Raw genomic sequence first — 13,926 nt, forward strand, 5'->3', positions numbered from 1 at the left:
CGGTCACCGTCGCCCGGCGGGCGCGTCACCGCGGTACGGCGTCAGACCAGTCGGACGGCCATCGGGCTGATGCCGGCCATACGGACGGGTGAGATCTTGACGACGTCGCCGGACTGCGGTGCCTCGACCATCTTCCCGTCGCCGAGGTAGAGGGCGACGTGCCCGGGCCAGAACAGCATGTCGCCGCGCTTGCGATCGGCCACGGGAACCTGCGGTCCCGCGGTGTACTGGTAGCCGGTGTAGTGCGGCAGCGCCTTCCCGACACCTGCGAACGCGTAGATCATCAGTCCGGAGCAGTCGAAGCCGACCTTGTTGTAGTCCCCGTGACTGTCCGCCACGCCGCCGTCGCGGATGCCCTTGGTGGGGCCGTTGGCGTCGCCGCCGCCCCAGGCGTAGGTCACGCCGAGCTGTGACAGCGCACGGTTGACGACGGTCTCCACGCGGGCCGAGCTCGACGGTGTGCCGGCGTCGACGCCGCCATTGCCCTGGCCCGGCCTGGTCGGGGCGGCCGGACCGTCGGCGAGTGAGCCGAAGTCGGCCGCGCTGATAGCGTCGGCGACCTGCTGGACGATGGCCTCGGTGTCGCCGTTGATGCCGGCGTCCACGGCTGCCCCGACACTGCCGGCGTCGATCGCCCCGCCCGCAGCACGGGTGAGCTCATCCGAGGACCCGCCGGCGAACTGCCGGATGGCGCCGAGATCGAGGTGGGAGGGCAGGGCAAAGGCGATGTCAGCCGCCTGCCGGCCGGCTTCGGGCTGGTCGGCGAGCGCACGGACGGCATGTTCGCGCATCGCGGTCTCGTCGACGGTGACCTCGTTCGCGCCGCCTGTGGCGGGCCCCGCCGGGGACGCCCCGGCGGCGGCGAGTGCGGTCTGCTGTTCTTCGAGGTCGCGGGTGAGCTGCTCGACCTCCGATTCGAGGGTGGTGACCTCGCTCGAGACTGACGTGACCTGGGCCGCTGCGCCGTCACGGCGAGCCGAGGCGTCGTCGTATCGCTGCGCTGCCGCCTCCCGGGCGCCGAGCGCTTCACTCTCCCTGCGGGCGGCCTCATCGGCGGCGGCGACCATGTCGCCCACCACGCTCCGCTGATCGGCTGCTGCCCGCTGCAGGTACTCCTGGCGGAGGCCGGCGTCGGCCGGGTCGCCGGGGTCGAGTAGCGCTGATGCGGCGCCAGGGGCGGTGCCCTGGCGGTGCAGGAGCCGCGAGTAGTCGTCCAGGGTTCCGCGCGCCGACTCGACACCCGACTCGGCCTTCTCGCGTTCGGTCACGGTGCGGTCGGCATCCGCGATGGCGCGATCGAGTTCGACGCGGGCCATCTGCAGATCGACCAGCGATTTGTTGACGTCCTCGCGCGCGACGGCGATCCCCTCGCGTTTCGCATCGAGACGAGCTGTGGCGTCGGCGACCGCACGGATCAGACCACTGATGTCACCCGGGGCGACCCGGGTGGCTTCCTGGGCGGTGGCGACAGGTACCTGGACGACGGCGGTGCCGGTCGCCAGGACGAGAGCCGCGGCGACGGCGGCGCGCCCGGGCGCACGGCCGGGGCTTCTACGGTTGCGCACCCCACGGGTGCGCCGCGACGAATGGTCGGGCTCCACGTTTCACCTTCCGCTGACCGCACCGGGGTGCGGCGTCTCGCGCGGCCCGTTCGACGGGTCGCGTGCCCGAGTCGGTGGAGGACGTCCCGTGATGCCTTCCCCTGCGCCACTGGAGTCACAACCGGCTCGGTAGAACCTATGGTTCCTTAAGCACCGTAGGTCACAGCGAGCACATGTGAAACATCAGGCGGCAAAATACACTGCTGTAACTTGAAAAACCGGTTTCGCGGCGGCGTGTCGCCGTGGATGTGGTACCGCTGGCCTCGCCTCCGATGGCGGGCGAGACGCGGCGGGGCGGCGGTGGAGCGGCCGGTCGTGAACGCGGAGGTGAGACGTGCTCCGGGTGGGTCAGCGGCGTCGGCGGCGCAGGACCGTGGCGAACGCGATCACGGCCACGATGGCAAGGACGAGGGTGATCGCGGTGAGTGCACCCCAGGGCGGGGCGGGGGCGGCGACTTTGTGGGCGAAGACCGATGCCGAGGCGACCGGATCGAACTCCTCCCATGCGTCGTCCTGCCCTGCCTCGAGGCGGTGGCGCGGGATCGTGTCGCTGGAACTGCCCACGAATGCCGGCGTCCGGACGAAGATGGTGCCCTCGAACTCCTCGTTGAGGAACGCCGCCAGATCCCTGGCGTCGGTGTATACGGCGGCGGGCGCCTCGGTGTAGACGACCTTCAGGTCGAGGCCGCGCTCGGCCGCGTCGTCCACCACGGTGCGGAGCCCGTCGACGAACGGCTCCGGCGCGGCCACCCCGTCGTCCGCGAGGTCGGCGACGACGGCCTGGTAGTCGAGCCAGTACGGGACCTCGCCCAACTGCAACGACAACAGGGGCTCGTCCACATAGGCGAGGGTCGTCACGGCGTCATCGGGGTCGTCCACGTCGGACATGGTGCCACCTCGTCGTCGTCGTCCGGGAGCGCACGCGCCGAACGGCGTCAGATCCGGTACCGCTCCCCACGTTCGGGCGTGCCGGGCGCTAAACAGGACGGGCGTACTGCTAAATTGGTGGTCGCAGACCGGGCAGAGGGTTCACAATGGATCCTGTGTCCGACCCGGCGTCGCCCGAAGTACGACACAGGCGACACCGGGAGGGATGACTAACCGACATTCACACCACGAGTGGAGCTGACGTGACAGCAAGCATTGACAGCTTTGGCGCCAAGGGGACCCTTGAGGTCGGCGGCGAGGCCTACGAGATCTACCGCCTCTCGGCGGTCGAGGGAGCCGAGAAGCTCCCCTATTCCCTCAAGGTACTGACGGAGAACCTCCTTCGTACCGAGGACGGCGCCAACGTCACCAAGGCGCACATCGAGGCGCTCGCCGGCTGGGATCCGAGCGCCGAACCCGACACGGAGATCCAGTTCACGCCGGCGCGCGTGATCATGCAGGACTTCACCGGCGTGCCGTGCATCGTCGACCTGGCCACCATGCGTGAGGCCGTCGAGACCCTCGGTGGCGACCCGAACAAGGTCAACCCGCTGGCGCCCGCCGAGATGGTCATCGACCATTCGGTGATCATCGAGTCGTTCGGCGGACCGAACTCCTTCGAGAAGAACGTCGAGATCGAGTACCAGCGCAACGAGGAGCGGTACCAGTTCCTGCGCTGGGGCCAGGGCGCCTTCGACGACTTCAAGGTCGTCCCCCCGGGGACCGGCATCGTCCACCAGGTCAACATCGAGTACCTCGCCCGCTCGGTTATGGTGCGGGGCGGCCAGGCGTACCCGGACACCTGTGTCGGCACCGACTCGCACACGACCATGGAGAACGGGCTCGGCGTGCTCGGCTGGGGCGTCGGCGGCATCGAGGCCGAGGCCGCCATGCTGGGCCAGCCCATCTCGATGCTCATCCCGCGCGTCGTGGGCTTCAAGCTCACCGGCTCGATCAAGCCGGGCGTCACCGCGACCGACGTGGTACTCACCATCACCGAGATGCTGCGCAAGCACGGTGTGGTGGGCAAGTTCGTGGAGTTCTACGGTGCGGGTGTCGCGGCCGTGCCGCTCGCCAACCGCGCCACCATCGGCAACATGAGCCCGGAGTTCGGTTCGACCTGTGCCATGTTCCCGATCGACGGCGAGACCATCGACTACCTGCGCCTGACCGGTCGCGACGAGGAGCAGCTCGCCCTCGTGGAGGCCTATGCCAAGGAGCAGGGCATGTGGCTCGACCCCGAGGGCACCGAGCCGGTGTTCTCCGAGTACCTCGAGCTGGACCTGGGCGAGGTCGTGCCGTCCATCGCCGGCCCCAAGCGCCCGCAGGACCGCATCGAGCTGTCCGACTCCAAGAGCGCGTTCCGCAAGGACATCCACAACTACGTCCACAGCGGCAGCGGGAACGACGACGTCCGCGACATGGTCGCCGAGGGCGGGGCCACCCCGCCCGTCCCCCACGGCGCCAAGCTGTCCTTCGCGGACGACGGTTCCGTGCGAGCCGACGCCTCCGTCGGGTCCGACGGCCGCCCCTCGCTGCCCGTGCCGGTCACGGTCGACGGCGGCAATGAGATGATCCTGGACCACGGCATCGTCACGATCGCCTCGATCACCTCGTGCACCAACACCTCCAACCCGTCGGTCATGATCGGCGCCGGTCTCCTCGCGCGCAAGGCCCACGAGAAGGGCCTCACCGCCAAGCCGTGGGTCAAGACGTCCATGGCCCCGGGCTCGCAGGTCGTCACCGAGTACTACGAGCGCGCCGGCCTGTGGCCCGACCTCGAGGCGCTCGGCTTCTACCTGGTCGGCTACGGCTGCACCACCTGCATCGGCAACTCGGGCCCGCTGCCGGAGGAGATCTCGTCGGCGATTCAGGAATACGACCTCACCGCCACCGCGGTGCTGTCCGGTAACCGCAACTTCGAGGGCCGGATCAACCAGGACGTCAAGATGAACTACCTGGCGTCCCCGCCCCTGGTCATCGCGTACGCGATCGCCGGCACGATGGACTTCGACTTCGAGGCCGACGCCCTGGGCAACGACAAGGACGGCAACCCCGTCTACCTCAAGGACATCTGGCCCTCCTCCGAGGAGATCGAGTCGACCATCAAGGCCTCCATCTCCTCCAAGGAGTACACGGAGAAGTACGCCGACGTGTTCGCCGGTGACGAGCGCTGGCGTGGCCTGAGCACTCCGGACGGCAAGACCTTCGAGTGGGACGACAAGTCGACCTACGTGCGCAAGGCCCCGTTCTTCGACGGCATGGAGATGGAGCCGGACCCGGTCTCGGACATCAAGGGCGCACGCGTCCTGGCCAAGCTCGGCGACTCGGTCACCACCGACCACATCTCGCCGGCCTCGACCATCAAGCCGGGTACCCCGGCTGCGCAGTACCTCGACGCGAACGGCGTGGAGCGGAAGGACTACAACTCCTTCGGTTCGCGTCGTGGCAACCACGAGGTCATGATCCGCGGTACCTTCGCCAACATCCGTCTGCAGAACCAGCTGCTGGACGGTGTGTCGGGCGGCTACACCCGGGACTTCACCCAGGAGGGCTCGCCGCAGGCGTTCATCTACGATGCCGCCCAGAACTACGCGGCGCAGGACATCCCGCTCGTCGTGCTCGGCGGCAAGGAGTACGGCACCGGTTCGTCCCGTGACTGGGCCGCCAAGGGCACCCGTCTGCTCGGCGTGCGTGCCGTGATCACCGAGTCGTTCGAGCGTATCCACCGCTCCAACCTCATCGGCATGGGCGTCATCCCGCTGCAGTTCCCCGAGGGCGAGTCGCACGAGACCCTCGGCCTCGACGGCACCGAGTCGTTCGACATCTCGGGCATCGAGGAGCTGAACAACGGCACCACGCCCGAGACGGTCAAGGTCGTCGCCACCAAGCAGGACGGCGGAACCGTCGAGTTCGACGCCAAGGTGCGCATCGACACCCCGGGCGAGGCGGACTACTACCGCAACGGCGGCATCCTGCAGTACGTGCTGCGCAACATGATCAAGGGCTGATCCCCTCTCACATCGACGGCGGTGTGTGGTCGACCTGCTCGATGCGGGGCGACTGCGCACCGCCGCGGTGTATCTGAAGGAAGGTGACTGACATTGCCCAGGGTCAGCCAGGACCACATCGACGCACGACGTCGCCAGATCCTGTCCGGGGCGCGCGGGTGCTTTGCGGAGTACGGGTTCGAGGGTGCCACCGTGCGCCGGCTGGAGGAGGCCACCGGGATGAGCCGGGGCGCGATCTTCCACCACTTCGACGACAAGGACGCGCTCTTCCTCGCGCTGGCGGACGACGACGCCGCGGCGATGGCCGCCACCGTCGCCGAGCAGGGGCTGGTCCAGGTGATGCGGGAGATCCTCACCGACCCGCTGGAGTTCTCCTGGCTGGGCACCCGGCTGGAGATCGCCCGGCGGATCCGCACCGACCCCGAGTTCCGCGAGCGCTGGACGGACCGTCAGGCGGAGGTCGATGCCGCGATCGTCGCCCGGCTCCGAGAGCAGAAGGCCTCGGGCCGTATGCGCACCGATATCCCCGCCGACGTGCTGCGGGTCTATCTCGACATCGTGTTGGACGGCCTCATCACCCACCTGGCCACCGGGCGCGGCACCGACCATGTGGCCGAGATGCTGGATCTGGTGGAGGCGTCGCTCCGTGTCAACCGCGACTGAGCGGTCGGCGTAGGTTGGGGTGCATGAGCACCACGGAGTCGCAGATCCCCACCATCCTCCTCGACGACGGGCGCGCGATCCCGCAGTTGGGGTTCGGCACGTTCCAGGTCCCGCCCGAGGACACGGAGAGGGTGGTGTCCCACGCGCTCGAGGCCGGGTACCGGCACCTCGACACCGCGCAGATGTACGGCAACGAGGAGGGAGTGGGGCGCGCTATCGCGGCCTCGGGGCTGGAGCGCGGGGATCTGTGGGTCACGACCAAGCTCAACAACCCGTTCCACGAGAGAAATGCCGCGCGCGGGGCCACCGAACGTTCTCTGGAGGCCCTCGGCGGTCGCATCGACCTGTACCTGGTGCACTGGCCGCTGGCCATGCACGGGGATGTCGCCCGGGTCTGGGAGGTCATGGAGGAGATCAGGGCCGACCTTCCCGTCGACTCGGTCGGTGTCTCCAACTTCACGGACGCGAACCTCGCAAGGCTGGCGGAGGCCGGCCTGAGTACGCCGGTCGTCGACCAGATCGAGTCCAACCCCTACTTCGTCAACGACGAGCTGCGGGAATCCTGCGCCGCCCGCGGGATCGCGGTGGAGGCCTGGAGCCCGCTGGCCCAGGGCACGGTGTTCGGTGATCCCCAGCTCGAGGCGCTGGCACGACAAGTCGGTCGCAGCGTCTCACAGGTGGTCCTGCGCTGGACCGTGCAGCGCGGTGACATCGTCTTTCCCAAGTCCTCTGATCCGGCACGGATGCGCGAGAACCTCGAGGTGTTCGATTTCGAGCTGACCGAGGAACAGATGGCCTCGATCTCGTCGTTGCACAACGGGTCCCGATCGGGCCCGGACCCGGACTCCTTCGACTGGCGCGGCTGAGCCCGGCGAGGGGTGACGAATCGCGCTCGCCGGGGCCGCGGAGCGGCCTAGAGTCATGCCATGCCCACCTCCGATGCGGGCGCGCCCGGCCACGCGCCGCCGGACCGCTCCACGACCGCGCCCGTGCTGGCCGCCTACGCGGCGGGCAGCCTGGGCACCGGGGCGTTCGGCACGCTGCCCGGGCTGGTGTTGGCGTACTACCTCACCGATTCGATCGGGGTCGCCGCGGCGCTGGCCTCGGTTCTGGTGCTGGTTCCCAAGCTGATCGACGTTCTGGCGTACCCGCTCATCGGCGCGCTCTCCGATCGGGCCTCGCACCGCACCGGTTTCCGCACGGGGCTGATGCTGTTCGGGGCACTGGCGCTACCGCTGCTGTTCATCGCCACGTTCTCGGCGCCGGCGGACTGGAGCACGGGTGCCGCCGGCCTGTGGGTGATGGGTTTCTTTCTCGCGGCATCGCTGGCGTACTCGTGCTTCCAGGTGCCGTATCTGGCGCTGCCGGCCGAACTGACCGACGACTCCGCCCGTCGCGTGACGCTGCTGGCCTGGCGTGTGGCCGTGCTGGCGGCGGCGATCCTCGTCTCCGGCGGAGGCGGCCCGGCACTGAGGGACGCCGCGGGTGGTGGCGCGCGCGGATATGTGGTGATGGCGATCGGTGTCGCCGCCCTGATGTTGCTCGGGATGCTGTGGTCCACGTTCGTCGCAGGTCGCCGCACGATCATGCGTGCCGACGCCCCCGCCCGGAATCTCGCCTTCGCCTATCGTGACGGGATCGACGCGCTGCGGGTGACCCGGCCGTTCCGACTGCTGGTCGCGGTGTTCTGCCTGCAGGCGGTGGCCACGGCGGTGATGCTCGCAGGTGGGCAGTACGTGGCCACGTATGTACTCGGAGACGAGTCCGCGCTGACGGGTCTGTTCCTGGCGCTGGTCGGTCCCGCGCTGGTGGTGATGCCCTTGTGGACCCGTCTGGCACACGCGCGGGGGAAGGTGCGGGCGCTCGCAGCGTCGACCGGACTGTTCACCGTGGCCGCGCTGTTGTTGATCCCCGCCGGGATCGCGCCCGGGGCGTGGGTGCACGTTCCGGTGGCGCTGGCGGGAGTCGCCTACGCGGGGATGCAGGCCCTACCGATGTCGATGCTGCCCGACGCGACCGACCTCGACCGTGCGTTGGGTGGTCGGCGACGAAGTGGCGCCATGAGCGGACTGTGGACCGCATCCGAGACCGGATCGATGGCACTGGGCCCGGTTCTCGTACTCGCATTGCTGGCAGTCGGTGGCTTCCGTTCCGGCGGGGTGGACGAACAGCCGGGGTCGGCGGTCTGGGCGATAGTGCTCGCCTTCTCGCTGGTTCCCGCGTTGCTGGCGGGTGCGAGCCTGCTGATGATCCGTGCGCTGGGTAACTCCTACCCCCGATGGACGGAGAGAGCATGAGTTCAGATTCCCTGACCACCCGGGTCATCGACCGCGGCGAACACGCGCTGGCGCGACTGGCGGCCTTTCGGGAGCAGGATCCACCGACCACCGGCGGGCGGGTTCTCTCCTACGTATACGACTCGGGTCTGCCGGAGTTGGACGACCTCGCGATCCGGGCCGCGCGCCTGGCTCACGGCGTGAACGGGCTGGACCCCACTGTCTTCGCATCGGTCGCGCACATCCACAAAGGGATCGTCGCGCGAATCCGAGAGCTTCTCAACGGCGATGACGGAGTCTTCGGCACAGTGACCTCGGGAGGGACCGAGAGTTGCCTCCTGGCGTGCCTCGCTGCCCGCGAGGTCATGGGCCGTGCCCCCGGGGACGGTGGGACGATCGTCGCGCCGGTGAGCGTGCATGCCGCATTCAGGAAGGCCGCGCACCTGCTGGGCCTGCGATTCAAAGGCGTCGAGGTGGACCCGCGCAGTGGCCGAGCCGCGGCAGCGAACCTCCTCGCGGCCGTCGACGAGGACACGGTGCTCGTCGTGTGCTCGGCTCCCGCCTATCCCAGCGGCGTGATCGATCCCGTCGCGGAGGTGGCGACCGGACTCGAGGCAGCCCATGACGCCCGGATCGGTCTGCACGTGGACGCGTGCCTCGGCGGCCTGGTGCTCCCCCACTGGCCGGCCCCGCCTGGACGGACGGCGCCGGCGTGGGATCTACGTCTGAAGAGGGTCACCAGCATCTCTGCGGACCTGCACAAGTACGGGTTCGCACCCAAGGGAAGCTCGGTGCTGTTGTCCCGGGGAAGGGCACGGCACCGTGCCTCGTGGTTCGCCACCGTCGACTGGCCGGGGTACCCGGTCGTCAACCCCACCCTGGCCGGGTCCAAGCCTCTCGAACCCGCGGCGGCGGCGTGGGTCGTGATGGAGGCACTCGGCGAGGAGGGGCAATGCGAACTGGTGGCGCGCACGGCCCGGGCCACCGATGAACTCCTGGAAGGGCTGGGCGCCATCGAGGGGCTGGCCATCCTGGATCGCGACCCCGGTCCGATCATCGCGGTCGCGATCGACGAATCGGTTCCCGACGATCGACGCGTTCATCCTCACCTGTGGGCGGACGCGTGCGGGCGTCTCGGCATAGCCGTGCAGGCGCAACCGGCGTTCCGTCAGGAGCGGGGCACGTTGCCGTCGTCGTCGCACCTGACCATCACCCCCGTGACCCACCGGATGGTCGAGGAGATCCTCCGGGTCGCGGTCGCGGCGGCGGACGACGTCCGCGGCCTGGCGGCCCCCACCCCACCGCCGGGGTTGGCCGGCGTCCTGGACGCCCTCGAATCCGGGGACCTCTCCTCGGCGGACGTGCTCGCACTGCCCGAGGACGACGTCCACGCGATGATCGTCGATGTTCTGACCGGTGACGACGATGACGAGGCCGGGATGGCGACACTGATCGCCGCGATCGAGCGCCTCCCTGACGAGGTCGGGTCGCGGCTCGTCCGCGCCTATCTCGCGGCTGTCACGGAGACGTGACAATGCGACCCGCGCATCGCGGAGGAGGGCTCGACGGCCGGTTCAGTGATGGCCGAACAAGGCGAGGGCGAGCAGGATCAGACCGACGATCACCATGATCACCACCGCGACGAGCCGCGAATCCCACGCCAGCATCCGGTCGTACGTCGCCGTGACCTTCCGCGTGGCGGCGGGGAAACGCGACCACACCCAGGCCAAGAGGACGAAAGGTGCGATCAGCGACATGAGGAAGACGGCGTAGACAAGGAGTCTGAGCACGGGATCGGAGCTGACGCTCTCGACTGCCCGCCCGACCAGATAGGCGATCGGCAGGGTGGTGAACCCCACCACAGACGAGGTGGCTCCGAGAACGAACAAGCTGGTGGCCTTGGAGTTCTTATGAGAATCGGGAGCCGGGTGGGGCGCCGGACCGGACGCTCCCGCGGCGCCGTCGCGAGCTGTCGGGGCAGAGGCAGGGGCGGGCGCCAGACGAGCCCATACGGCGATCGCACCCGCGGCAACCAGAACGATCACGCCGACGACCAGGTCAACCGCCCGATCCTCCACCACGTCGTCCGCACGATGCTGGACCCGCGAGACCAGGTTCGCGGGATTGAGACCGTGGACGACCAACACCAGAACCGTCGCCCCGGTCATCACCCCGGCAAGCAGCGCGGCGAGTCCGGACCGGACACCCCGGCCACGCGCCAGCGTGTCGGCGGTGGCCCCGTAGAGCACCGGATTCATACCCAGGGCGAGTCCCAGACCGACGAGCGTCGGTACAGCGGCGAACCAGGTCGTCACGTGCGTCATCTGCGCTCGCTCCCTTCAGGGGCGGTTAACACTCAAGGCGGAAGTGGACCCGCCGGTTCACAGTTAACCTAAGCGCATCAAACCCCACGTCGAGAGGTCGGCAATGCGCGTACTCGTCACCAGCTCCAGGAACACCTTCGCCCTGGACATCATCCGCAAGCTCGGAAGTCGTGGCCACACGGTCGTGGCCGCGGACACCTACGGCGGTGCGTCGGGCAGCCACTCGAAGTACCTCGCGGGTCATGCGGTGACGGCCTCTCCCCGATACGACACCGATCAGTTCATCGCGGATGTGAACAAGATCGTCGCGCAGTACGACATCGATCTGATCATCCCGACGTTCGAAGAGGCGTTCTACCTCGCCGCCCGGGCGGCGGACCTGCCCGAGAGCGTGACACTGTTCGCCGGGAAGTTCGCGAAGCTCGCACGACTGCACGACAAGGCCAGTTTCCAGCGACTGGTGGAGGAAGCGGGTGTGCCGATCCCCGAGACGATCGTAGCGACGGATCACGACTCGCTGACGGCCGCCATCGCCAAATATCCCCGCTACTTCGCCCGGGCGGCGTTCTCACGTGGCGGTGTCGCCCTCCTGACGAACACCGGGCCGCTGGCCGGGAAGATGACCGTGGAGGAGTGCCACCCGACCGAGGATCAGCCCTGGCTGGTCCAGCCGTTCGTGGACGGCCCGATGGTCTGCACCTACAGCACCGTCGTCAACGGCCGGGTGACCTCGCAGTGCACCTATCGGGCGCCGGAACAGTGGGCGCACAGTACCGGGATCGCGTTCCTGGCCGTGGACAGCACCGACACCCTCGATTACACGCAGCGCATCATCGACGCGCTCGATCCGACTTTCACGGGTCAGCTCTCGTTCGACTTCGTGGACAACGACGGTCAGCTCTACGCGATCGAATGCAACCCCCGTCCGACCAACGGCGTGATCCTCCTGGAAGCGGACCAGTTGGAGCAGGCACTCACCGGAGAGAATGCGGAGACGTTCGTCGTCGAGCCCGGCGTGGAGCGCCAGATCAGCCTGGCAGTGCTCGCCGATGCGTTCGCCGAGCCGCTCAAGCACCTGCCGATCTCGCTACACGACCTGACCCACGTGAAGAACGTGGGCGCCGGGTGGCACGACTCCATCGCGATGATGTGGAGCCCCGCCACCCTCGTCCACGGCGCCAAGCTCAGTCGCGGCCAGCACGAGGCCGTGCTCGAGGCGTTGGGCGACGACATCGTGTGGAACGGTGAGCCGATCAGCGGGATGACCGACGAGGACGCGGCCCTGCTCGAGGACGTTCACGAACAGAGGGTCTGACGATCTCCTCGATTCCTGCCACGGTCATCCCCCACCGAGGATCGGTGCGGGGATGACCGTGCGGAGCGGCTTTCTGCGCGCGTTGACAGCGCGAACTACGGGCCTCGACCGGGTCAGACGCCCGGCGGACGAGAACGGCCCCGCCTTCGATCTGGCCTATGTCCGAGTCGGTCCGCGGAACGGAGCGCCCCCGCTGGTCGTGGTGCCCGGAGGGCCCGGGCTCGGATCGGTGGTGCCCTACCGGTCGTTCCGACGGCGGGCCGCGAGCCTCGGACATGACGTGATCATGATCGAGCACCGCGGTGTCGGACTGTCCCGGGTCGACCTCACCGGCCGGGACCTGCCGATGTCGGCGATGTGGATCCGGGCGGTCGTCGACGACATCGCCGCCGTCCTGGATCGCGAGTCGGTTGAGTCGGCGCTGCTGGTCGGGTCGTCCTACGGCAGCTACCTCGCGTCGAGCTTCGGTGCGCTGCACCCCGATCGTGTTGCCGGCATGGTGTTGGATTCGGCATTGCAGTCAGCGGCGGACATCGACGTCGAGCGGAGAGCGGTCAGATCGCTGTTCTGGGACGCCGACACCGACATCGCCGCGGACATCCGGCGGCTGCACGCCGACGGGGTGGGCGGGCGCGAGCTCCTCGACGTCTCCCGCGCTGCGTACGAACTCGGCGGGCCGGACCTATTGGGCCCGCTGCTCCGTTCGCAGGTTCGTCGGCGCGGCGGTGTGGCGTGGCGGACTGTGGAGGCCTACGCCTCCCGGGGAGAGTCGATCGTCCACGTCCCCGGTGTCTACGAGTTCGACCTCGTCGGGGCGATCGGGTTCCGCGAACTGGGGTACGGGGCCGAGGCGGACGGACTGCCGCTGGATCCGGCGCTCACCTACGCACCGCTCGCACCCAGGTTCCCGACCTTCGAGGCGGAGCTGATGAACCTAAAGTCCGCAGCCACCGGATTCACCTGGCCGATAGTGCTTCTCACCGGTGATCGGGATCTGCGCACCCCTCCCGCGATCGCCGAGCGGGTGGCGTCGGCGGCGCCGGGCACGACGCTGGTTCGCATCGAGAACGGCCACAGCGCGCTGGAGACCCACCCCGAGGCGCTGCTCGCGGTGGCCGGGTCGCTGGCCGCAGGGACACACGCGCAGCTCGAGCAGCAGGCGGCGGAACTGAACCGGCTCCCTCGCCGGGGGTTCGCCGCACGATCTCCGGCGCTTCTCGCGGCAATGGTCCGGGCAGGGCTCTGAGACGGTGGCTCGATCACATCGCCGGCGGCCAGCGCCGAGCCGGCCGACGCATATCCGCCGGTCGGATCTGGGCGACCGAGCCACATGAAGCAACGCCCCCGGACGTGATGTCCGGGGGCGCGCGACGCTGAGACGTTCGAGGTGTCAGACGAACACCGCGATGATCACGTTGAGGATGGCGAGAAGGCCCGCAGACATCGCCAGAGTGCCGGTGCTGCCGGGAGCCTTGGCCTCCTTCTTGGTGCCGACGATGGCGAGCACCAAGATGACGATCGCGATGACCAGCTTGATGCCGATCTTCATGTGATTCATGTCGGCATCGTTCATCTCGTTCAGGCCCACGAGGATGAGGCCGGTGACGACCTGAAGGATGGAGCCGTGGAGAATTGCCTTGTTGACCGCGGGCGCCTTCATCGTGGCCATCCAGCCACCGATGATGCCGGCGAGACCGACGAAGTGCAGGATGAGAACTATCTTGATGGCGATGTCCATGCCCTCATAGTCTCAGGGCAACCACACTGCGCAGGAGGTAAGGGTCTGCTAAGTGTCGGGGGCTACACATC

Annotated in this window: 11 protein-coding genes; 7 read left to right on the top strand and 4 right to left on the bottom strand. The window is 68.6% G+C overall.

The features are described from left to right. Window positions 1-41 precede the first annotated feature (41 nt). Complete coding sequence (locus tag ACWIFB_RS12560) at window positions 42-1,601, bottom strand: NlpC/P60 family protein (RefSeq protein WP_452098869.1); 1,560 nt, start codon at window positions 1,599-1,601, stop codon at window positions 42-44. Window positions 1,602-1,949: 348 nt separating this feature from the next. Beyond that, window positions 1,950-2,489 (bottom strand): Rv1476 family membrane protein, encoded by a 540-nt coding sequence (locus ACWIFB_RS12565; protein ID WP_452098870.1) that lies wholly within the window; start codon window positions 2,487-2,489, stop codon window positions 1,950-1,952. Window positions 2,490-2,731: 242 nt separating this feature from the next. Between ACWIFB_RS12565 and ACWIFB_RS12570 the strand changes: the two genes are divergently transcribed. From ACWIFB_RS12570 to ACWIFB_RS12590, 5 genes are all read left to right on the top strand, one after another. After that, window positions 2,732-5,539 carry an aconitate hydratase gene (locus ACWIFB_RS12570; RefSeq protein WP_454058410.1) on the top strand — a complete coding sequence of 936 codons (2,808 nt, stop codon included), beginning with the start codon at window positions 2,732-2,734 and terminating at the stop codon, window positions 5,537-5,539. A 93-nt stretch (window positions 5,540-5,632) separates the two neighbouring features. Next, complete coding sequence (locus ACWIFB_RS12575) at window positions 5,633-6,202, top strand: TetR/AcrR family transcriptional regulator (RefSeq protein WP_454058411.1); 570 nt, start codon at window positions 5,633-5,635, stop codon at window positions 6,200-6,202. 23 nt (window positions 6,203-6,225) lie between these two features. Continuing rightward, on the top strand, window positions 6,226-7,068 hold the full coding sequence (locus ACWIFB_RS12580) for an aldo/keto reductase (protein WP_454058412.1): 843 nt from the start codon (window positions 6,226-6,228) through the stop codon (window positions 7,066-7,068). Window positions 7,069-7,128: 60 nt separating this feature from the next. Further along, a complete protein-coding gene (locus ACWIFB_RS12585; RefSeq protein ID WP_452098875.1) occupies window positions 7,129-8,499 on the top strand; it encodes an MFS transporter in 1,371 nt (456 codons plus the stop codon). Beyond that, the gene (locus tag ACWIFB_RS12590) at window positions 8,496-10,010 is read left to right on the top strand and encodes a pyridoxal phosphate-dependent decarboxylase family protein (protein WP_454058413.1); all 1,515 of its coding nucleotides are present in this window, start codon (window positions 8,496-8,498) and stop codon (window positions 10,008-10,010) included. The genes ACWIFB_RS12585 and ACWIFB_RS12590 overlap by 4 nt, the downstream gene beginning before the upstream one ends. Window positions 10,011-10,052: 42 nt before the next feature. Here ACWIFB_RS12590 and ACWIFB_RS12595 read toward each other — a convergent pair whose 3' ends face one another. Continuing rightward, complete coding sequence (locus ACWIFB_RS12595; RefSeq protein ID WP_454058414.1) at window positions 10,053-10,802, bottom strand: GAP family protein; 750 nt, start codon at window positions 10,800-10,802, stop codon at window positions 10,053-10,055. A gap of 103 nt (window positions 10,803-10,905) precedes the next feature. Between ACWIFB_RS12595 and ACWIFB_RS12600 the strand changes: the two genes are divergently transcribed. Together ACWIFB_RS12600 and ACWIFB_RS12605 are read left to right on the top strand one after the other, a co-directional pair. Beyond that, entirely contained in the window at window positions 10,906-12,117 is a 1,212-nt protein-coding gene (locus ACWIFB_RS12600; RefSeq protein ID WP_454058415.1) for a carbamoyl-phosphate synthase large subunit, read from the top strand. A 52-nt stretch (window positions 12,118-12,169) separates the two neighbouring features. Further along, window positions 12,170-13,363 (top strand): alpha/beta fold hydrolase, encoded by a 1,194-nt coding sequence (locus ACWIFB_RS12605; protein WP_454058416.1) that lies wholly within the window; start codon window positions 12,170-12,172, stop codon window positions 13,361-13,363. Between the two features lie 144 nt (window positions 13,364-13,507). Here ACWIFB_RS12605 and ACWIFB_RS12610 read toward each other — a convergent pair whose 3' ends face one another. After that, complete coding sequence (locus ACWIFB_RS12610) at window positions 13,508-13,855, bottom strand: hypothetical protein (RefSeq protein ID WP_452098881.1); 348 nt, start codon at window positions 13,853-13,855, stop codon at window positions 13,508-13,510. Between the last annotated feature and the right edge of the window lie 71 nt (window positions 13,856-13,926).

Source organism: Dietzia sp. NPDC055340 (genome assembly GCF_053645335.1).

Coding starts and splice junctions, on each gene's coding strand:
- ACWIFB_RS12565 (WP_452098870.1), bottom strand. CDS start 2,489: ATGTCCGACGTGGACGACCCCGATGACGCCGTGACGACCCTCGCCTAT.
- ACWIFB_RS12590 (WP_454058413.1), top strand. CDS start 8,496: ATGAGTTCAGATTCCCTGACCACCCGGGTCATCGACCGCGGCGAACAC.
- ACWIFB_RS12610 (WP_452098881.1), bottom strand. CDS start 13,855: ATGGACATCGCCATCAAGATAGTTCTCATCCTGCACTTCGTCGGTCTC.
- ACWIFB_RS12595 (WP_454058414.1), bottom strand. CDS start 10,802: ATGACGCACGTGACGACCTGGTTCGCCGCTGTACCGACGCTCGTCGGT.
- ACWIFB_RS12585 (WP_452098875.1), top strand. CDS start 7,129: ATGCCCACCTCCGATGCGGGCGCGCCCGGCCACGCGCCGCCGGACCGC.
- ACWIFB_RS12580 (WP_454058412.1), top strand. CDS start 6,226: ATGAGCACCACGGAGTCGCAGATCCCCACCATCCTCCTCGACGACGGG.
- ACWIFB_RS12600 (WP_454058415.1), top strand. CDS start 10,906: ATGCGCGTACTCGTCACCAGCTCCAGGAACACCTTCGCCCTGGACATC.
- ACWIFB_RS12605 (WP_454058416.1), top strand. CDS start 12,170: ATGACCGTGCGGAGCGGCTTTCTGCGCGCGTTGACAGCGCGAACTACG.